We start from the raw sequence: 20,032 nt of genomic DNA, 5'->3' as shown, positions 1-20,032 counted from the left end.
GCATGACGTATTCGCTTCCGCCCTGTGAGCAGCCCTCGTCCGCCGTTGTCATGCGGCGCTACCTGCTGCCGCTTTTACTGGCGTACCCGGTGCTGGCGATTGTCGGCGATGTAACGCACCGACAAATTTTTCCGCTGATCGCGCTGTTGTTGCTGGCGACGGCATTCATGCTGCCGTGGCTGCTGACACGGCGCCTCGGCGCCTGGCTTTTGTGGCTGACTGTGTTGGCGGCGCTGGTGTCGTCGTCGCTGTTCGGATTCGCCGACCTGCTGCTGGAAAGTGTGCCGATTCTGGTCAGTGCGCTGCTGGCGATCGGTTTTGGGCGCACGCTCGGCACGCCAGAGCCGCTGGTGGCGCGTTTCATCGTGGTGCTGGAAGGCCCCGAGCGGCTGGCGCAACCTGGGGTGGCGCGCTATGCCAGGGAGATCACCTGGAGTTGGACGCTGTTGCTGGCGGCCCAGGCGCTGCTGCTGGCCGTGCTGTTGTTGTGTGCCGAGCACGCGGGCGTGCTGGCGCGCCTGGGTTTTACTTCGCCACTGGCGGTGCCGGATCGCTGGGCCGCGATGTGGCTGCACGTCGGCGGTTATCTGGTGCTGGCCGTCGCCTTCGTGCTGGAATATGGCTATCGGCGCTGGCGTTTGCGGCATCTCAGCCATCCGGGCCTTCACGACATGCTGCTTAAGCTCGTGTTGCACTGGCCGGAACTGATGCGTGGCAAAGGTGCGATATCGTGATGAGTACCGATGTGATTAAGGCGGACGTAATAAAAACGGGCGCCATCAACGATGCGTTCGAACATGATTTCTGTATCGGTGCCGATCACCCTTCGCTGCCCGGACACTTCCCTGGTCATCCGCTGGTACCGGGCGTGATCCTGTTGGAGCAGGTGGCGATCGCCTTGCGCGCATGGCGCGGGCAGCACTTGATCCGTGTGCTGGAAGCGAAATTCATGGCACCGCTGCTGCCGGCCGAACAGGCGCTTGTGCGTCTGACAGTGGTTGCCGCAAACGGGGCGACTGAAAAGGCTTCCGCTGCGCGCATCCGCTTCGAGTTTTTTCGTGACGACACGCTACTGGCGCGCGGCACGGTCGAGGGCGCGGCGTGAGCACGAACGAACACTGGCAGAACCGGCCCGAGGGCGGCAGCTTTTTCGGCATGTGGGTCGTCCGCACCATCGCACTGCACGGCGGTCGTGGACTGGCGCGCGCGTGCCTTTATCCGATCACGCTGTATTTCTATTTGCGTCGCAAGCCCGAGCGGGTCGCTTCGCAGCAATATCTGCAGCGCGTATTCGGCAAGCCGGCCACAGCGCGACAGGTGTTCCGGCACATGCACAGTTACGCGGCGACCAGTTTGGACCGGATCTTTCTGCTGGCGCGTGGCGAGAAGCAATTCCAGATCGAAACGCAGGGACTGGAACTGCTTGACGAGAGCATCGCGCGCGGCCAAGGCGTACTGCTATTTGGCTCGCATCAGGGAAGCTTCGAGGCTTTGCGTACGGTCGGTGTGCGACGTCCTGACATGTCGGTACGCGTGGTGCTGGACAAGCAGAAAACCCCGGCGATGACCAAGTTGCTTGAGGACCTGGCGCCGGACATTGGCGCTAAGGTGATCGACGCTTCGCAGGATGGCACCAGCATCGCGCTGGCCATGGCAGAGGCCTGCCAGGGCGGCGCGATGGTGGCGATGCTGGCCGATCGCGGTCGTGGCCACGAGGTACTTCGGTACGCTGATTTTCTGGGCTCGCCAGCACCGTTTCCGATCAGCCCCTGGCTGCTGGCGCATACCCTGCAGGTGCCGGTGGTACTGTGCTTTGGCCTGTATCTGGGCGGCAACCGCTACCGTGTAGTGTTCGAGGCGATGGCCGACCGGGTGGAGATTCCGCGCAAGGAGCGCGGCCCCGCCCTGGACGCGTTGATCTCCCGCTATGCCCAACGCCTGGAACATTACGTCCATGTCGCTCCCTACAACTGGTTCAACTTCTATGATTTCTGGCAGCAAGATGTTCGCGCTACTGCTGTGCATGATGTTGCTGCCGTGGGCGAACGCGTCCAGGTGTGAAACCACGGCGGCGGTCGCCACGTCGTCCGCCACGTCGGAACCGTTGATCGCTGCACTGGGCCAGCCCGCACCCGCGCGCACGGCGTTCGCCGAAGCGCGATTCCTGAAAGTGCTGGACAAGCCGCTGGTGGTCTCTGGCGAGCTGGCCTGGTTGGGTGGTGACCAGTTGCAGCGACGCGTCGATCATCCCAATCCTGAAACCGCCAGCATTGCCAACGGCGAAGTGACCCTGCAGCGCGCTGGCAAGGCCGCGCGCACGTTTTCGCTGTCGCACGCACCGCAGCTGCAGGTGTTGCTGGACAGTTTCGTGGCCTTGCTCAGTGGGGACGGTAGCCGCTTGCAGCAGGCCTTCAACATTAGCCAGACCGGCGAAGCCAGCGGCGCGTGGACGCTCACGTTGCTGCCGCGCGATGCGAAGGTGGCCAAGGCTGTCGCCAGCATCGTGGTCGACGGCTACGGCAAGCAGTCGCGCTGCATGCAGATGCAGGAAGCCGACGGCGATCTGGCCATCGACCTGCTGGGTTCGCTCGTGGAGAAAATGCCCGCGCAGCCGACCCGCGAATCGCTGCAGGCGCTGTGCCAGGGCGCGCACTGAACATGGGGCTGCGCGGTCGCGTCACGCTGCTGGTGCTCTGGCTGCTGGTGCTGGCCGGGCTGGGCTGGATGGTCAGCCAGCGACTGAAGGTGAGCACCGACCTGCGCAGCTTCATGCCGGCGCCGACCACGCCCGATCAGCGTCTGTTGATGGAGCAGGTCGGGGAGGGCCCGGGCTCGCGCCTGCTGTTGCTGGCGATATCCGGCCGCTCCGATGCCCAACTCGCGGCGCTCAGTCAGGGACTGGTGGCGGCGCTGAAGGCGGACAAACGCTATAGCCAGGTGCTCAACGGCGGCTTTGATCTAGACGCGCTCGATCCGAAGTTGTTGCCGTATCGCTACCTGCTGTCGCCGACGCTGGATACCCAGCCGCTGGATGAGGCGTACCTCACCGATCAGCTGCAGCAGCGACTGGATGATCTCTCTTCGCCTGGCGCCAGCTTGCTAAAGAATCTGCTGCCGCGCGATCCCACGCTGGAAGTGCTGAAGCTGGCCGAACGCTGGGCTCCGCCGAAATCGCCGGAGTTGCGCGAAGGCGTGTGGTTCTCGCCACAGCACGAGGCGCTGCTGGTGGTGCAGACCGCCGCGGCTGGTTTCGATCCCGAGGCGCAGGCGCGAACCATCGGCGGCATCGAGCAGGCGTTTCATGCGTTGCCGGGCAGCGCTGGTGCCCATCTGGATCTCAGCGGGCCCGGCTATTTCAGCATGGTGATCGGCGCGCAGACCCAACATCAGGCGGAGTGGATCGGACGCATCTCCACCGTCGGTTTCATTGTGCTGCTGCTGTTGGCGTATCGCAGCATCAGTTCGCTGTTGCTTGGCGCGCTGCCGATCGCCAGCGCGGCACTGGCCGGCATTGCCGCGCTGACCCTCGCGTTTCCCGACGTGCACGGCATCACGCTGGCGTTCGGCTTTACCCTGCTCGGCGTGGCGCAGGAGTACCCGATCCGCGTGCTCAGCCACCGCCGCGCGGGTGAGGATGCGGTGCAGAGCGTGCGTGCGCTGTGGCCGCTGCTGCTGACCGCGATCGCCTCGGCCTGCATCGCATATCTGGCGTTCTACGCCTCCGGCGTGAACGGGCTAAAACAGCTGGCGGTGTTTACCATCGTCGGCCTGCTGGTCGCCGGTTTCAGTACGCGCTACCTGCTGCCGCACCTGCTACCGCGCAAGGTGCGCGACGTGGCCGATCTGCCCTGGCTGGTCCGGGCCCGCGACGTGGTCGATCGTCTGCCGCGACCGCGCTGGATTCCCCTGGTGGTCGCGTTGGCGATCGTGCTGATGCTGGCCTTCGCCCCCGGACCGTTCTGGCAGAACAATCTCGCGGCACTGACCCCGCTACCACAGGATATGTTGCTGCACGACGCGCGCCTGCGTGAGGCGCTGGGCGCGCCGGACGTGCGCTATTTGCTCGTGTTGCAGGCGCCGACCGAGCAGGGCGTACTGGCGCTGTCCGAAGCGCTGCAGCCGATGGTCGATGCGCTAGTCGCGAAGCATGCCGTGGATGGTCTGGAACTGCCGTCGCGCTACCTGCCCAGTGTCGCCGTGCAACGCGCGCGGCAGCAGAAACTGCCGGACGATGATGCGCTGAAAAAAGCGTTGACGGATGCGCTGCAGGGCATGCCGTTCCAGCCGAACCTGTTCCAGCCGTTTCTCGATGACGTCGCCACTGTGCGCCGTTTGCCGCCACTGACGCCCGCGCTGTACGCGCAGTCCCCGTTGGGCCAGCGTCTGGCTTCCATGCTGGTTCAAAGGGATGGCCACTGGCTTGGCCTGGGCACGATCAGCGGCTTGCACGATGTGGCCGCTGTGCAGGCCCTGGGTGATCAGAGTGGCGGCACGGTACGCCTGCTCGACCTGAAGGCGGCCTCCGAATCACTGGTGGTCGACTACCGCACTTGGATCCTGCAGGCGCTGTTGGCGGCAGCGGTGCTGCTGATTTGCACGATCAGCTTTGCCCTGCGCAGTCTGCGACGCGCCTGGCACGTGCTGGCGCCGATGACGCTGGCCACCTTGCTGGTGCTGGCGGTGGAGCGCGTGGCCGGCATCGAGATCTCGCTGTTTCATCTCGTGGCGCTGATCCTCGCCGGCGGCCTGGGCCTGCATTACGCGCTGTTCTTCGAGCGCGATACCGGCGACCCGGCCGAACAGCGGCGTACCCTGCATGCCACTCTCGTCTGCGTGCTGTCCGCGCTGCTGGTGTTCGGCATGCTGGCGTGGGCGACGATTCCGGTGCTGCGCGCGATCGGACTCACGGTGAGTCTCGGTGTAGCCTTTCATTTCTGCCTGTCCATCCTGATGGCGCCGCATAGGCCTTTTCAAAATCCGCATGCTTCCAAAGACTGACTGGGCTGCACTGATCCCCCATGCTGGCAGCATGTGTCTGCTGGATAGCGTGCTTGCGTGGGACGAGCGCACCATCCACGCGATTAGCGAAAGCCAAGCCCGTGCAGACAATCCTTTGCGCAGCGCGCAAGGTTTGCACGCGGTGCACCTGGCCGAGTACGGCGCGCAGGCGATGGCTGTGCACGGAGCGCTGCTGGCGCGTGCTAGTGGGGCGCAGACGGCCCGGCCCGGTCGACTGGTCAGCTTGCGTGACGTGCAATTGTTTGTTGAATATGTTGATCACTACGATGGCCATCTGGACGTCCATGCCGAATGCCTGCAGGCCAGCGAGGCCAGTGCGCAATACCTCTTCCGTGTCGAGCATCGCGGCCAGCTGCTGGCCAGCGGTCGCGCGGCCGTCATTCATCCCGAATCCCGAGAGCGCATGCCATGACCACAACTCCTGCCTTGCGTCGCGCCTTGGTCACCGGTGGCAGCGGCGAGCTCGGTAGCGCGATCTGCCACGCGCTGGCTGCCGGTGGCTATCACGTGATCGTGCACGGCCATCAGAGCCTGCAGCGTGCGCAAGAGGTGACGGCGGAAATTATCGAAGCCGGCGGCAGTGCGGAGTCCGATGCCTTTGATGTGACCGATGCCGGCGTGACCCGCGCCGCATTGGATGCGCTGCTGGCCGAGGGCACCATCCACGCCGTGATCAACAACGCCGGGATCCACGACGACGCGCCGATGGCCGGCATGTCCGACGAGCAGTGGCATCGGGTGATCGACGTGTCGCTGCACGGGTTTTTCCATGTCACCCAGCCGCTACTGCTGCCGATGGCGCGTGCGCGCTTCGGTCGCATCGTGTCGGTGAGCTCGGTGGCGGCGCAGGTCGGCAATCGCGGGCAGACCAATTACGCGGCGGCCAAGGCGGCCCTGCACGGCGCCACCAAATCGCTGGCTCGCGAGATGGCCTCGCGCGGCATCACCGCCAACGTGGTGGCGCCCGGCATCATCGAAGGCCGCATGATCGGCGAGGACTTCCCGCCTGAGCGCATCCGCGAAATGGTGCCCGCGCAGCGCGCCGGCAAGCCGGAGGACGTCGCCGCGCTGGTGGCGTTCCTGTGCAGCGATGCGGCGGGCTACATCAACGGCCAGGTGATCGGCGTCAACGGCGGCATGGCCTGAGTTCCGACGGATAGTTGTTCACGCCGCTGCAAACAGCGTCGGCCGCAGGCGCGCACGAGCCAGGTCACGCATATCGCCACGCAGCGAATCGCCGCCGTCGGCCACGGCGCGCTCGACGATGCTGGCGGCCAGGCCATCGAGCAGGTCGACGTTTTCACGCAGACGCGTGCGCAAGGCTGCATCACTCAGCTGATCGTGCAACGTGGCATTCATCTCGGCAAACCATGGCAGCATGCCCTGATCGAGCATGCCGCGCGGATTGCGGCCCTGCGACAGCACATGCCAGCGTCCGAAGAACTGCTGCATGCGCTCGTTGAGTGCCTGTGCCGTTTCCAGTTCACGCGCCATGTCCGCAAACAGCGCGGCATCGCCGAGGCGCTGTTGGAACACCAGCTGACACAGCACACCCCAGTAATAAGCGTAGTCCCAGATCACCTTGATCGGCAGCACTTCGGCATTGCCGAATAGCGGGTATTGATGGCGATAGAGGGTGAGTGTGCTTTCGTAAAACGAGAAGAACAGCCGCTCGTACAGTCGTGCATACGGGGCCAGCGGCTGGCCGGCGCGGTCCAGCGCCACCAGTCGGCAGATATACGTATTGGCGATCGCGATGAAGTCGGTGCCCGGCGAATAGAACGGATCGAGAAACGGCCCTGCCTCGCCGGTCAGCGCCCAGCGGTCCGCGCTGAACATGCGCGCGCAGCCGTAGGAGTAGTGACGGAAAAAAGCGAAGTCGAGCAGCTTGTCGTGGCGCTTGCCGACTTCACGTGCGATGGCTGGTTGATGGGTGCCGAGCCAATCCTGTGCGCGGGCGAAGGTGTTCATCGTGTCGATCGGATGCATCGCCGCATCGGTGACGATGCCGACCGAATGCGCACCCGATGCCAGCGGAATCAGCCACGTCCAGTAGCCCGGGCCGCACAGATGGTTGGTTGAGCGCCAGCGTTCTGCCGGCGTGCAGCGGCTCTGCCAGTCGCCATCACTGCACCAGCCATCGATCGCCAGCCGGTCGTCGATGCGAAACCACACGGCGTTGGCGTGGTGGCCGTTATCGCGGGTGAGGTCGAGCTTGCGGCGGATCAGTCCGGCACGACCGGAAGCATCCAGTAGCCAGCGTGTGGTGAGCGCGTACTGCTCGGCACCAGCATCGGTATAACGCACGCTGTGTGCATCGCCGTGGCTGCTCATATCAAAACCCTGCACGGTGACATCGTCGCGAAAATCGATGCCGCGCCGGCGCGCTTCGTCGCCGAGAAAATTCTCGAAGATGCCGCGATCGATCTGGTAGCTCGACGTGGGCAACACCCTGCGCACGCCCAGCTCGGTCACGTTCTCCAGATCGCTGCGGCCATCGGAGAAAAAGAAACGGAAGCCGAATTTGCGGATGTGCTCGGTTTCCAGGTGCTCGCGCAGGCCGAGTGTCTCGGCCAGATAGTGCGCGGCGATTTCCACCGTCGATTCGCCGACTTTGTGCGCGGCCAGTGGCAGCGGATGCGCGTGGCGCTCAAGTACCACGATATCCATATCGGGAAACTCGCTGCGCAGCTGCAGCGCCAGGCATAGTCCGGCGAGGCCGCCACCGAGAATCACTGCATCATGCGTCGTGTTTATCATGCAGACTCCGTGCCGCCAACCAAGCCTTGATTGTGTATCCCTCGATACTCGCACGTAGCGAGTGACGAGGCGGTCAGTGCGAAGGCATCGTGCCATGCATCATTCCGCTGCACAGCATGGGGTGAAACGGACGGTGATCCCGCAACGTCAGCTTGCGTTGGTGTCCTGGACAATCAGGGGTCGCGCGCGCGAACGGCGGTAGCTGGCAATCATGTTGCCGTAATGGAACACGCAGCCGATGGTGTAGGTGGTGATGCGGGTGACATCGCGCACCGGACTGAAGTGGCTGCGTCGGAATGTGTCGTGGTAACGGGAAGCGATGGGTACCGCGACGACGCCGAGTTTTTTCTCGCGCGAGGCGGCAATCAAAATGGCCGCCTCGAACACGAAATGTTCGGCCGACAGATTCACCAACTCCATTGCTGTACGCGGATACCAGCGCTGGCCACTTTGCGTGTCGGCCACCGGTTGCGCGCAGGCCCAGGAAATGCCCCAGTCAGCCACTGCATTGGCACGGCGGCGAGATTTGGGTTGCTGCGCACGATCGAGCAGGCGCGCGCCGATCACGATGTGCTCCGGATAACCAGCGGCGGCTGCGACGATGCGTGGAATGTCTTCGGCTACGTGCTGGCCGTCGCCGTCCATTGTCAGCACCGCGTCGAAACCCTGCCGCAGCGCCTCGCGAAAGCCGTGGCGCAGCGCTTCGCCTTTGCCGCATCGCTGCGCATGGCGCAGCAGGGTCACCGGCAGGCTGGCGACGATCTCGGGCGTGCGGTCATCCGAGCCGTCGTCGATCACGATCACGGCCGCACCCAGCGCCAGTACGGATTCGATTACCGATTGGATCGCCTCTTCCTCGTTGAGGCACGGGATCAGCACGCACCAGCGCGTGGCGTTGGCGGTCAAGCGACATGCTCCACGTTGCGGTGATGCACGTCGAGGCCCGGCATGGCGACCTGCTGCAGCTCAATATGCAGTCCCAGCGTAGCGGCGGCATCGACCTGGCAACGACCATGACCACGCGCCAGCAGGGCCAGCAGCAGCAGCGCGTCTGCCGAAGCATTGGCATCGCGCCAGCCGGCCAGCGGCTCGGGCAAAGTTTCGACCGAACCGCTTGGCGCAAGCGTGATGTCCAGCGAGGCCAGCGTCGTCCCGCTGACCGCGGGTGCCAAAACCAGCGCGCAGCCGAACGACTGCGTGCAGCCGGTTTCTTCCACCAGTGGATACGCGCCGGCGATATCGCTGCACACGAGCAACACCGGGCATTGGTCAGCCAGCGCCTGGCTTATCGCTTCCAGCAGGCCGGCACCGAAACTCATGCGATGCGCGCACACCGCGGTTGACGGTTCATGGCAGCCGGTAGCGATGGTCCAGTAGCCAGCCGGCGCGTTGTGCACCGAGTTGTGGAAACGGATCGGTGACAGCTCGGTCGGCGCGCTTGCCAGCGTGGCGCACATGTAATCGGTGATCGCCTGATCGCCGTGCGACGAGGAAAACACGCAGGCCAGTGACGCCGGTGCGCGACCACTCATCGCCACCGCTTGGCCGGCCACCTCGACCGCCAGCAGCACACTTTCCGGCGCGCGCCGGCGTTCGTTCGGCGGCAGCGTGGTGGCAGCGGGCTTCGACAGCGGTGGTTCGAGCGTGTCGCCGACCAGCAGCGACTGCAGCGCAGCGTAGTTGCCAAGATGCTTCGACCACAGGCCGATGCCTTCAATATGGATGCGCAGCGGGCTCATGCGGAGAATCCAGCGCGGGCGAAAGCGAGGCATGCATTGTTGCCGCCAAAGCCGAACGAGTTGCTGAGCGCTACATCAACGCGTTGATGCTCGTTTTTCCAGGCGAACTGCGGGCCGCAGCCCGGATCGGGCATGCTGCCGCCGAGGTTGCCGGGGATCAGGCCATGCTTGATGGCCTGCAGCGCGATAGTGGCCTCGATGATGCCTGCCGCGCCCAGCGTGTGACCGGTGAAACCCTTGGTGGAACTGCTGCGTGTATGCGCGTGAAACGCGCGACTGACCAGCGCGGCTTCCACCTCATCATTCTTCGTGCTGGCGGTGCCGTGCAGGTTGATGTAATCGACCTGCAATGCGTCCAGCCCCGCGCGCGCCAGCGTGTCGCGCAACGCCAGCTCAGCGCCGAGGCCTTCGGGGTGGGGTGTGGACATGTGGTGAGCATCGCTCGCTTCGCCATAGCCGAGCAGACGTGGCGCATCGGGCGCCGCATCGACGCGCTCCAGCAGCGCGAAGCCGGCCGCTTCGCCGATCGAGATGCCGTTGCGCGCGGCGTCGAACGGGCGACACGGCTGCGACGACACCAGCTCCAGCGCGTTGAAGCCGAACAGCACGCTGTCGCACAGGGTATCCACGCCACCGACGACGGCTGCGTCCACCAGTCCGAGACGGATCATCCGTTCGGCGCTGGCAAATACCTTGGCGCTGGACGAGCAGGCGGTGGAAATGGTCAGGCACGGGCCTTCCAGTGCCAGCACGGCAGTAACGAAAGCCGCCAGCGAATGCGGCGCATGGATCGCCGGGCGCAGCATATCGTCGGGGAAGCCGCCGTCGGCATCGAGCCGGCGATAGGCCGTTTCCGTTTCACCAATGCTGGCGGTGGAGGTGCCCAGCATCAGTGCGATACGCCTGGCGCCGTAGCGCTCGCGCGCCTCGCGCACGCGATCGAGGAAACCGTCCTGATTCAGGCCTAGCCACGCCAGCCGGTTGTTGCGGCATTCCCATACGGCATGCTCGGCTGGCAACCGTGTGTTTTCCACGCCATCCACGCGGCCGATCCAGCACTGCAGCGGCGCACTGCTGAAATCGTTCGGACGCAGGCCGCTGCGCGCGTGACGCAGCGCATCGAGCTGGGCGGCAAGGCCGTGTCCGATGGCCGAGGTGGCGGTATACGCGGTGACCGCGAGAGGAGTCATGGGATCGGACATCGCGAGAGCCTAATGGTCGGTTCGGGGATTGCCTAGCCCGTCATGGGTTTGGAGACGGGTTGGCGAGAATGGTGGGCCTCGCGGCATGAAGGTCGTGGGAATGTCAGTCAGTAGCTTATCGGTGCTGTGTGCTCCGATTCAGCGGTGACGCAAGTCAAGGTACGCGGCATCACGGCGCATCGCCGCCGGTGATTTGCCTTGCTAAGCTCGCTGCTGTTGAAGAATCGAGTAGCGAGATGAGCGAGCAAGCCGAACGTGCCGAAACCTTCCTGCGTGGATTGCAGGACCGCATCTGCGCTGGGGTCGAGCAGATTGACGGCCGTGGCCGCTTCGTCGAGGACGCCTGGGTGCGCGAAGGCGGCGGTGGTGGCCGCACGCGGGTGCTGACCGATGGTGACGTATTCGAGCAGGCTGGCGTCAATTTCTCCTACACCCAGGGCAAGTCGCTGCCGCCGGCTGCAACGGCGCGCAAGCCCGAACTCACCGGTGCCTCATATGTGGCGGCCAGCGTGTCGCTGGTGCTACATCCGCGCAATCCGCATGTACCAACCACGCATGCCAACGTGCGCTACTTCGAGGCGAACAAGCCGGACATGGAGCCGGTGTGGTGGTTTGGTGGCGGCTTCGACCTTACGCCGTTCTATCCGCATGACGAAGACGTACGCCATTGGCATACGGTCGCCAACGACTTGTGCACACCGTTCGGTTCGGACGTCTATTCGCGCTATAAAAAATGGTGCGACGAATATTTCTATCTCAAGCATCGCGATGAGACCCGGGGTGTCGGGGGCCTGTTTTACGATGACCTGAATGAAGGCGGCTTCGAGCGCTGCTTCGCTTTCACTCAGGCGGTAGGCGAAGGATTTCTGAACGCCTACCTACCGATCGTCGAACGCCGCAAAGCCATGCCGTACGGCGAGCGCGAGCGTGAGTTCCAGCTGTACCGGCGTGGCCGCTATGTAGAGTTCAACCTGGTCTACGACCGTGGCACGCTGTTTGGTCTGCAGTCGGGTGGGCGGACCGAATCGATCCTGATGAGCCTGCCGCCGCGGGTTCGCTTTGAATATGCCTACGAGCCCGAGGCCGGCAGTGCCGAAGCACAGCTGGCGGCTTATCTGAAGCCGCGCGATTGGGTTTGAGGGGATGAGGGGCGAGTCCCCAAAAGGGGATAAATAGCGAGGGCGTAAAACGAAGGCACTGCGGCGAACCGCAGTTCACATGCTTTTATCCGCCGTCCCTAATCCCCGCGCCTTGTCCCTGACTTTTACGGCGTCGCCCCGCTGAACCTCACCACCGTGGCGCCTTTCACCGGCCCGATCTGCGCGCTGTCGCTGACCTTCAGCACCACCTCACGACGAAAATCCAGCGTGCCCTGCACCACCGCGTGCGGGCCGATCACGATCAGCGGATCGCGGCTGCTGCCCCAGTGGAACCAGCCATCATTGGGCTTCTCGACCAGGATGCCGCCTTCGACGTGCGAGTTGGCGCCGATGGTGATGTCGCCGTTGACTGTGCCGATGCCGCCGGCCACGTGCGCAGCGTCCAGCGCGATCGCACCGTTGACGTTGCTGAGCTTGCCGGTAACCTCGGCGCCCTGCGCAAGACGCAGGCTGCCGTTGACGGCGGTGACTTCGCCGCCAACACGGCTGCTAGTGCCCATTGTCACTGCGCCATTGACGGTTTCAAGCTCGTTGGCCTGTGCCTTGTCGCCCAGATCGACCGAGCCGTTGACCGTGCTGGCCTTCTGCACTGTGGCGCCGTCGCCGACATGGACCGAGCCGTTGATCGAACTGACATTGCCCGCCTGCTGGCCGGCATCGACCTTGACCGAACCGTTGACCTTGTCGACATCGTTGTCGCTGGCCCATGCCGACGAGGGCAAGGCAGCAAGAGGCAGCACCAGCGTGAGCGCGGCGGTGATGAAAATCGTCGGAATTCGACGCATGACAGTCTCCGTGAGTGGTTGGTGCAGCTAGGATGCACCCGCGCCGCCGCGGGTTTACCATGACCTGTGGCAGGGGACGGTATTTGACGCTGCCGGCCGGTGGCCGCACCATGCCGGCCTTGTCCCACGTTGATGATCGCCTTATGCACAAGCTCGTACTGATCCGCCACGGCCAATCGCAGTGGAACCTCGACAACCGCTTCAGCGGTTGGGCCGACATCGACCTCACGCCGCAGGGCAACGCCGAGGCGATCGCTGCTGGCGAGCTGCTGAAATCGTCCGGCTATACGTTCGACGTGGCGCACACCTCGGTGCTGAAGCGTGCGGTGCGCACGCTGTGGGGCGTGCAGGACGCGCTGGAGCAGATGTGGATCCCGGTACTCACCGACTGGCGCCTCAACGAACGCCACTACGGCGGCCTCACCGGCCTCAACAAGGCGGAGACGGCGGCCAAGTACGGTGAAGACCAGGTCAAGATCTGGCGCCGCAGCTACGACATTCCGCCACCGCCGCTGGAGCGCAGCGCCAACGAATCCGTTGACGATCCGCGTTACGCCACGCTCGATCCGAAAGACATTCCCGACACCGAATGCCTCAAGGACACCGTTGCCCGCGTGTTGCCGTACTGGCACGAAACGCTGGCGCCGGCGATCCGCGCCGGTCAGCGCGTGCTGGTGGTGGCTCACGGCAATTCGCTGCGCGCGCTGGTGAAGTACCTCGACAACATTTCCGACGAGGCCATCGTCGAGTTGAATATCCCCAACGGTATTCCGCTGGTCTACGAGTTCGACGAACACCTCAAGCCGCTGCGCCATTACTACCTCGGCGATGCCGCCGAGATCGAGGCCAAGATGGCCGCCGTGGCCAATCAGGGCAAAGCCAAATAAGGATCATCCGTGACCAAGGTCAGTTCACCGAAAGCCGTCGCAGCGTCGCTGACCGACTACTGGTCGCCGCGCATCGTCGGCGAAGTGGACGATGCCTTCATCAAGGTTGCCAAGGTGCTGGGCACGCTGTGCTGGCATAGTCATGACGACGAGGACGAGCTGTTTCTTGTCCTCAAGGGTCACCTGCGTATCGAGCTGGAAAACGCCGAAGCCGTTGAACTCGACGAAGGCGAGATGTTCGTCGTGCCGAAAGGCGTGCGGCATAACCCCGTGGCTGCGGACGAGTGCCACATCCTGCTGATCGAGCGTAAATCGACCCTGCATACCGGCACTGTTGTCACCGACAAGACGCGCTCGCTGGCAGAGCAGCTCGGCAGCGTATAGTTCGTCATCTTGGATAGGTGACAACGGATGAGATGACAGCAGTCATATGCGATGACTGTGTCCGGTCAGTCGCCAGTGCCGCGCCGCTCGATTAAGCTGTGCCTGTATCCACCACCTTGCGATGACGATGCCTCCCCATCTGTCCCAATATTTCATCATGGTGCCGCTGCTGGCGTGGGTGGTATGGCGGCGCGTCAGCCGCTCGTTCGGACGTCAGCCAATCAAGCGCAAGACGATGATTGCGCGCATCGCGATCTTTGCGGTACTTGGCGCGCTGCTGGCGCTGAGCGGCCTGCACAAGATCGAACTCGCCGAAGGCCTGCTCGGCGGCATGATTCTCGGCGCCGCACTGGGCATCCTCGGTGTACGCCTCACCCGCTTCGAAGTCGACCCGGTACGTGGCGACTGCTATGTGCCCAATCCTTGGATCGGTGCGTTTCTCACCGTGCTGCTGCTCGGCCGGCTGGCCTACCGCTTCATCGTGGTGCTGCCGCAGGTGCAGCAGGCACACGCCGCGGCGCAGGGCGCCCCTGACGCGAGTGCGCAGGCCTGGTCGTCCGGCTATACCTCCAGCCCGCTCACCATGTTGGTGATCGGCCTGCTGATCGGCTACTACATCGTCTATTTCACCGGCCTGCTGATTCATCATCGACGTTTTCAGCAGGCGCACCCGAGCACGACGGTCGCGTAAATCGCAACTTCGCCGTGTAGGTTGCGGGTGAGCGAAGCGAACCCCAACGTTCAACGTCAAGGATGACGTCATGCAATACAGAAGAGCCAAAGCCGGCGGCGGTACTTACTTTTTCACCGTGAATCTGGCTGATCGCTCGAGAGCACTGCTTGTCGAGCATATCGACAAGCTTCGCCAAGCGGTAAGGACCGTCAAGCGGAGACACGCATTCGATATTGTTGCTTGGGTCGTTTTGCCCGAACACATGCATGCGATATGGACGCTGCCACCCGATGACCATGACTTTTCCACACGCTGGATGCTTATCAAGGCCGCTTTCTCGCGAACCATTCCGCTTGGCGAAACCATCGGTGCGTCACGTTTGGGCAAGGGCGAGCGAGGCATCTGGCAGCGGCGTTTCTGGGAACATCAGATCAGGGACGACAATGATCTCGCTCGACATATTGATTACGTGCATATCAATCCGGTGAAACACGGTCATGCTGCGAGAGCCAGCGATTGGCCATTTTCATCGATCCATCGATATATCCGCGAAGGAACGATTGGCACGGATTGGGCGTGTGGCGAGAATGCGGCGGAAATTGGCGGTGAACGGAATGGATGATGTTGGGGTTCGCTTCGCTCACCCCAACCTACGCTCGCGTTTCTCCTAGCATCGCCGAAAATTCCCTGGCAAAGCGATGCACATCACCGGGCCAGCGCGCCGACACGTAATTGCCATCGCGCACCACGAAGGCCGGTGAATCATCCTTGACGCTGTCGCGCGCGATGCCGCTGGTCTTGCGGGCATAGTCTTTGGCGTCGCGCGGCACGTCCTTGAAATCGGCCGGATCGGCCAACGCACGTGTCACTTCCTGTTGCACCGACATGTAGCCGCTCGGTTGATCCGCGCTCTCGTTATAGGTGCGGTAATAGTATGGGTCCCAGAAGCGGGTGACCCGCGCCGTGGCCCACGCCTTTTTCTCGAACGCCCAAGTCAGCGTGGTGGTGCGTTTGCCGAACAGCACCGACTTGCCGTTCACCTTCGAGCGACTACGCGCGGCCAGCAGCACGCCGTGACAGATCGCTGCGACCGGTTTGCCGGCATCAAAGAACGCCGCGACGATCCCCTGTAACAGCGGACTTTCCAGGTATTCGCGCATGCCACGCGCGCGATGGCCGCCGGGTAGCAGCAGTCCGGCGTAATCTGCCGCATCGAGTTCGTCCCAACGCAGCGGCGCGCAAAACGCGGTGTCTTTCAGCATCGCGGCATAGGCCTTTCGTGCATCGCCATTCGCGCGCAGGATCAGCCCGACCACCCGTAGTTGCCGCAGCCCTGGCAGCCAACCCCACGGGTCGAGTCCGACCCCGCTGAGCATCATTTCGTCTGCGCTGGCCGGATGGCCATCAGGTGTGGCGAACACGATCTCATGCCCATCATTGCGCAGGATCTGCCAGCTCACCGCGACCTCGGAAGGATCGGCATCGCGGCTTGGCAGCGGGATAAGAATTTTAGCCATGAGGAGATAGATGCTCTTATGCGGTTGGTCCGTTGAGATAATCCAGGCTCGCCTGCAGCATCGATTCCATCCCGATCGTCAGTGCACCTTCGTCGAGGAAGAATTTCGGCGAATGGTTGGACGGCGCCTTCGAGGCGTCCTGTCCTTTCGGCGTGGCGCCGACGAAGAAGTACACGCTCGGCACGGCCTCGGCGAAGTAGGCGAAATCTTCCGAGGCCATCCACGGTTTGGCTTCGATCGCATGTTCGCTGCCGATGGCCTTGCCGATGCTGACCCGCACGCGCGCGGCGAGGGCAGGGTCATTGACCAGTATCGGGTTGCTGTCGCCGACCGGGATCTGCTCTTCCACTGTCGCGCCGTTGGCGGCGGCGATATGCTCGGCAGTGTTCTTCAGATCATCCACCGCCTGTTGCCGCATGCCGGCGTCGAAGGTACGCAGCGTGCCCTGCAGTTCCACCTGGTCGGGCACGATGTTGTAGCGCGAGCCGCCCTCGACGATGCCGAAGCTGAGCACCGCGGGTAGCGTGCTGATATCCAGGCGGCGGCTGACGATGGTTTGTGCGGCAGTGATGATCTCGGCCGAGGTCACAATCGGGTCGATGCCATTCCAGGGCATCGCGCCGTGCGTCTGCTTACCGTGGACCACCATGCGGAACCAGTCCGAGCCGGCCATGGTTGGCCCCGGCCGCACCGACACCGTGCCGACGTTGAGCGAAGAGACCACATGCATGCCGAACATCGCATCGGGTTTAAAATCGCGGAACAGCCCCTCTTTCAGCATCAGCGCGGCGCCGCCTTCCTCGCCGACCGGCGCGCCTTCCTCGGCGGGCTGGAACACGAACAGCACCGAACCGTGCAGAGTCTTCTTCATGCCGCTGAGCGCCTGCGCCATGCCGAGCAGCATTGCGGTGTGTGCGTCGTGGCCGCAGGCATGCATCACACCGGTCGGCTTGCCGCGGTATTCGCCCGTCGCCTTCGAGGCGAACGGCAAGCCTGTCGGCTCGGTCACCGGCAGCGCATCCATATCGGCGCGAATTGCCAGTCGCGGGCCGGGCAGGTCGCCCTTGAGCAAACCGACCACGCCGGTGTGTGCGATACCGGTATGTACTTCCAGCCCCAGCTTTTTCAGCTCTGCCGCCACCAGGGCCGACGTGCGCACCTCGCGGTTGCTCAGCTCGGGATGCTGATGGATATCGCGCCGCCACGCCGTAACCTGCGGCAACTCTATTTGCGCCATGGCCTGCACGCTGGGGGTATCGGTGGCGTGCAAGGACGTGATGGCGGCGGCAAGCGTCAGGGCGAAAGCAGTACGGCGCATGGGCATCTCCAAGGTAGGGATGATCGATGCTAGCGCGTGTGCGCGGTGCGTTGACGCTTTTTTGGCGAGTGATTCGTCGGAAAGTGATGTAGCTGCTTGCGTCGGGCGGTGACTCATTAAGCGCTTTGGGCCGCGACCGGCCAAAGAAGACACTGGCACCCTATCTGCCTGTTGGGAAAAGGAGGGAGCGAAATATAACGGTCCGATTCGATTCCACCGTCCCGGTGGCCTGCAGCCATCGTTCCTTGGCGATAATCGGCGTGCATGGGCCAAAAGTGCAGATGCGAATCTCGCGGCCCATCGCTTCCTGTCGCAGCGAATCGAGCACAGCGCGCATGATCGTGCCGGTGAAAGGCGTATACAGATAAAACACCGTGCCACTGGAGAGATCCGCGACCTGTGCATCCTGCTGAATAAAGGTCACCTGCGTCAGGTTCAACGCTCGGGCGCTCCGTTGCGCGCAGTTGACATAGGCTGCCTCGAGTTCAATCCCGATGCTGCGCGTACCTGAACAGATGGAAGCGAGCAACGGGACATGCCCCATGCCCGAGCCAAGATCAACCAGTACATCCCGTTCGGTGAGTGCGGCGCGCTCGATCAGATCTAAGATATGGCGCGCCGGAGTGGGTTGATAAAACACCATCTCTGGCGGCAGCTCAGCTACTCCGGTGCAGGGCTCTTCGAACTCTAAAACTCCGCTGATCAGTTCATCAAGATAGTCATAGCGTTCACCGCTTGCCCGAGAGGCATGATGGCCATCTTCAGCGGACGCGATCACCCATTGCAACAGCGATTCCGTCCCGGCACCCCGCTGGATGTCGCGACGGATGGTGCGGTAGATCGTGTAGTTGACTGCCTCCAGCCTGGCATAGATCGCCTCAGCTCGATGATGGAGTTCCGCCTCCTGAGAGGATTCAGCATCGCGGACTTGAGCCTGTCCATTCGGGAGATGGGCCTCGAGGCAGTCAAGCGCCTCGAGGCGTTGACGCAGCCGGCCCGGTTCGTCGAGCGAGCAATCCTGCTCCAGCTCCTCGATCAAGGTTTGCAACACACTCACCAACGTTCTGAAATTCCCTTCGTCCAGCTCCAAGTCCTCCAAATGAACGTGTGCATCGGCGCTTGGAATTTGCTTCATGAGGCAAACTTCTCATCACATTGGCATAGGCTTGAATCAGCTGCAGTCAAGTTGAATTCAGCGTGTAATCGATGCTTGGCTTTTCTCGACGATCTTATCGATTATTGAAAAGTGTATCCGAGTCGATCGCCGCCGCCATTGCCTTATTGCCGACATCGCCAGGGTGCAGGTGGTCGCCGGAATCATAGGCAGCCAGCAGGCGCGTTGGATGCGTGGGGTCGCGCAATAATTTGTCGAAGTCGACGACGGTATCGAATTCACCGCTCTCGCGTATCCAGCGATTGACGGCTTGCCGTACCTGCTCTTTCTCGGCGGAGTAATAGCCAGCCATGAGTGTGTCTTTCAGCGCGCCCTCGAATGGCGTCAGCGTCGCCCCGATGATTCGCATGTTTCGCGCATGCGCGCGGGCGATCAGCTGTCGATAACCGGCGATCAACTGCTGGGCGGTCGCGGGCATGTCGTTCGGAGCAAACGCCATGTGATTCCAGCTGATATCGTTGATGCCCAGCAGCACGATCACTGATTCGATATTCGGCTGACTCAGCACATCGCGATCGAAGCGAGCCAGCGCATTGACACCCATCTTGTCCTGCAAAAGGCGTGCGCCGGAAATGCCGGCGTTGAGCACTGCAACGTGATTGTCGACAAGTCGCGCAGCTAGAAAATCGGGCCAGCGCGCATTGCTATCCATGCTGGCACCGGCGCCGTCGGTGATCGAATCACCCAGCGCAACGACGGTTCGTGTTTTCGATGGCGCATCAACCTGAATCGCGCTGAGGAATACGCGGGTCGTCATGGTTGCATCGGGCTTGATGGAATCTTTGGCTGTCTGGTTGCCGCTGACGATGTAAGCCGTTTGCCGCCCGTCCCAGTGAAAAGTGGAAGGCGAGACAGGTTCTGGAAAATAGAGACTGACCGATACGTTCTGTAGTGCTGCCACTTTCAGATCAATCGGATCGCTGAGCACCGGTGCGCCTGGCGGAATGCTGATCGAGCCTTGGCCGCCAAACGTTATCGACCGATCCGTTCCATCCACAATACCGGCATCCTTTCCGGTCAATGCAATGTGGGCCGAGCCGATAACCAAGGGTGTCGAGCCGTAGTCATTCGACAGCTGGATGCGCACGCTGTGCCCTCCCACGCTGACGCGCGCGGCCTGTCTCACCGTCTGATTCCAGAAATTGAAAGGCACATTGGTGGGTAACGGAAAATCACCCTTCCACAGTGGCTGCGGGCTGGCGATCCAGGTCGTGATCCATTGGGGTTTGTCGAATCCTGAAGGCGCTGCAGCACGCGCTGAAGCGGCGAAGCAACCCACCACGATAAGTAAAAGCAGCGTAGTAAATCGATGACTCGATCCAGTTATGCGGAGGCAGGATTTTGCCGACGGTAGAGTGCCGAGACGCATGACGATCTCCTGAAGTGGCTGGGTGGATACTTGTGTTGCCTGATT

At 62.9% G+C, this 20,032-nt stretch carries 21 protein-coding genes; 12 read left to right on the top strand and 9 right to left on the bottom strand.

The annotated features are described in order from the left end of the window. Positions 1–2 precede the first annotated feature (2 nt). The 7 genes from HDE80_RS16020 to fabG are packed head-to-tail and all read left to right on the top strand — an operon-like array spanning position 3 to position 6,165. The gene (locus tag HDE80_RS16020; protein ID WP_255483840.1) at positions 3–734 is read left to right on the top strand and encodes a xanthomonadin biosynthesis protein; all 732 of its coding nucleotides are present in this window, start codon (positions 3–5) and stop codon (positions 732–734) included. Continuing rightward, positions 734–1,105 (top strand): hydroxymyristoyl-ACP dehydratase, encoded by a 372-nt coding sequence (locus HDE80_RS16015; protein WP_184672531.1) that lies wholly within the window; start codon positions 734–736, stop codon positions 1,103–1,105. Before HDE80_RS16020 ends, HDE80_RS16015 begins: the two co-directional genes overlap by 1 nt. After that, positions 1,102–2,061, top strand: a complete 960-nt coding sequence (locus tag HDE80_RS16010; RefSeq protein WP_184672529.1) for an acyltransferase — start codon at positions 1,102–1,104, stop codon at positions 2,059–2,061. The genes HDE80_RS16015 and HDE80_RS16010 overlap by 4 nt, the downstream gene beginning before the upstream one ends. Beyond that, positions 2,003–2,656, top strand: a complete 654-nt coding sequence (locus tag HDE80_RS16005; protein WP_255483839.1) for a LolA-related protein — start codon at positions 2,003–2,005, stop codon at positions 2,654–2,656. Before HDE80_RS16010 ends, HDE80_RS16005 begins: the two co-directional genes overlap by 59 nt. A gap of 2 nt (positions 2,657–2,658) precedes the next feature. Further along, on the top strand, positions 2,659–4,998 hold the full coding sequence (locus HDE80_RS16000; RefSeq protein WP_184672525.1) for an MMPL family transporter: 2,340 nt from the start codon (positions 2,659–2,661) through the stop codon (positions 4,996–4,998). Continuing rightward, the gene (locus HDE80_RS15995) at positions 4,982–5,431 is read left to right on the top strand and encodes a phosphotransferase (RefSeq protein WP_184672523.1); all 450 of its coding nucleotides are present in this window, start codon (positions 4,982–4,984) and stop codon (positions 5,429–5,431) included. Before HDE80_RS16000 ends, HDE80_RS15995 begins: the two co-directional genes overlap by 17 nt. Further along, positions 5,428–6,165, top strand: coding sequence for a 3-oxoacyl-ACP reductase FabG (gene fabG / locus HDE80_RS15990; RefSeq protein WP_184672521.1), 738 nt, complete (start codon positions 5,428–5,430; stop codon positions 6,163–6,165). Before HDE80_RS15995 ends, fabG begins: the two co-directional genes overlap by 4 nt. A gap of 18 nt (positions 6,166–6,183) precedes the next feature. On the opposite strand, the gene HDE80_RS15985 is transcribed toward fabG, so the two are convergent. From HDE80_RS15985 to HDE80_RS15970, 4 genes are all read right to left on the bottom strand, one after another. Continuing rightward, positions 6,184–7,779 (bottom strand): tryptophan 7-halogenase, encoded by a 1,596-nt coding sequence (locus HDE80_RS15985; protein WP_184672520.1) that lies wholly within the window; start codon positions 7,777–7,779, stop codon positions 6,184–6,186. Positions 7,780–7,926: 147 nt separating this feature from the next. Next, positions 7,927–8,685: a glycosyltransferase family 2 protein gene (locus HDE80_RS15980; protein ID WP_184672518.1), complete on the bottom strand. Its 759-nt coding sequence runs from the start codon at positions 8,683–8,685 to the stop codon at positions 7,927–7,929. Beyond that, positions 8,682–9,518 carry a beta-ketoacyl synthase chain length factor gene (locus HDE80_RS15975; protein ID WP_184672516.1) on the bottom strand — a complete coding sequence of 279 codons (837 nt, stop codon included), beginning with the start codon at positions 9,516–9,518 and terminating at the stop codon, positions 8,682–8,684. The genes HDE80_RS15980 and HDE80_RS15975 overlap by 4 nt, the downstream gene beginning before the upstream one ends. Further along, positions 9,515–10,720 (bottom strand): beta-ketoacyl-[acyl-carrier-protein] synthase family protein, encoded by a 1,206-nt coding sequence (locus HDE80_RS15970; protein ID WP_184672514.1) that lies wholly within the window; start codon positions 10,718–10,720, stop codon positions 9,515–9,517. The genes HDE80_RS15975 and HDE80_RS15970 overlap by 4 nt, the downstream gene beginning before the upstream one ends. A gap of 236 nt (positions 10,721–10,956) precedes the next feature. On the opposite strand from HDE80_RS15970, the gene hemF reads away from it, so the two are divergent. Then, positions 10,957–11,859 (top strand): oxygen-dependent coproporphyrinogen oxidase, encoded by a 903-nt coding sequence (hemF, locus tag HDE80_RS15965; RefSeq protein ID WP_184672512.1) that lies wholly within the window; start codon positions 10,957–10,959, stop codon positions 11,857–11,859. A 125-nt stretch (positions 11,860–11,984) separates the two neighbouring features. Here the strand turns inward: hemF and HDE80_RS15960 are convergent, their stop codons facing one another. Then, the gene (locus HDE80_RS15960) at positions 11,985–12,665 is read right to left on the bottom strand and encodes a hypothetical protein (RefSeq protein ID WP_184672510.1); all 681 of its coding nucleotides are present in this window, start codon (positions 12,663–12,665) and stop codon (positions 11,985–11,987) included. Positions 12,666–12,808: 143 nt separating this feature from the next. Between HDE80_RS15960 and gpmA the strand changes: the two genes are divergently transcribed. From gpmA to HDE80_RS15940, 4 genes are all read left to right on the top strand, one after another. Further along, the gene (gene gpmA / locus HDE80_RS15955) at positions 12,809–13,552 is read left to right on the top strand and encodes a 2,3-diphosphoglycerate-dependent phosphoglycerate mutase (RefSeq protein WP_184602867.1); all 744 of its coding nucleotides are present in this window, start codon (positions 12,809–12,811) and stop codon (positions 13,550–13,552) included. 9 nt (positions 13,553–13,561) lie between these two features. After that, positions 13,562–13,936: a cupin domain-containing protein gene (locus HDE80_RS15950; protein WP_184602865.1), complete on the top strand. Its 375-nt coding sequence runs from the start codon at positions 13,562–13,564 to the stop codon at positions 13,934–13,936. Between the two features lie 127 nt (positions 13,937–14,063). Beyond that, complete coding sequence (locus tag HDE80_RS15945; protein WP_184672635.1) at positions 14,064–14,627, top strand: DUF1453 domain-containing protein; 564 nt, start codon at positions 14,064–14,066, stop codon at positions 14,625–14,627. A gap of 118 nt (positions 14,628–14,745) precedes the next feature. Further along, positions 14,746–15,231 (top strand): transposase, encoded by a 486-nt coding sequence (locus HDE80_RS15940; protein WP_345776467.1) that lies wholly within the window; start codon positions 14,746–14,748, stop codon positions 15,229–15,231. Positions 15,232–15,259: 28 nt separating this feature from the next. On the opposite strand, the gene HDE80_RS15935 is transcribed toward HDE80_RS15940, so the two are convergent. From HDE80_RS15935 to HDE80_RS15920, 4 genes are all read right to left on the bottom strand, one after another. Next, positions 15,260–16,126, bottom strand: a complete 867-nt coding sequence (locus HDE80_RS15935; protein WP_184672506.1) for a type 1 glutamine amidotransferase domain-containing protein — start codon at positions 16,124–16,126, stop codon at positions 15,260–15,262. Positions 16,127–16,142: 16 nt separating this feature from the next. Then, positions 16,143–17,444, bottom strand: a complete 1,302-nt coding sequence (locus tag HDE80_RS15930) for an amidohydrolase (protein WP_184672504.1) — start codon at positions 17,442–17,444, stop codon at positions 16,143–16,145. A 160-nt stretch (positions 17,445–17,604) separates the two neighbouring features. Then, positions 17,605–18,579, bottom strand: coding sequence for a hypothetical protein (locus HDE80_RS15925; protein ID WP_184672502.1), 975 nt, complete (start codon positions 18,577–18,579; stop codon positions 17,605–17,607). A gap of 94 nt (positions 18,580–18,673) precedes the next feature. After that, positions 18,674–19,987, bottom strand: a complete 1,314-nt coding sequence (locus HDE80_RS15920; protein ID WP_184672500.1) for an SGNH/GDSL hydrolase family protein — start codon at positions 19,985–19,987, stop codon at positions 18,674–18,676. Positions 19,988–20,032 lie beyond the last annotated feature (45 nt).

Source organism: Rhodanobacter sp. A1T4 (assembly GCF_014207185.1).
Classification (GTDB): Bacteria; Pseudomonadota; Gammaproteobacteria; order Xanthomonadales; family Rhodanobacteraceae; genus Rhodanobacter.
The sequence above is the reverse complement of the archived record's forward strand: the minus strand, read 5'-3'. Positions and strand labels throughout refer to the sequence as shown.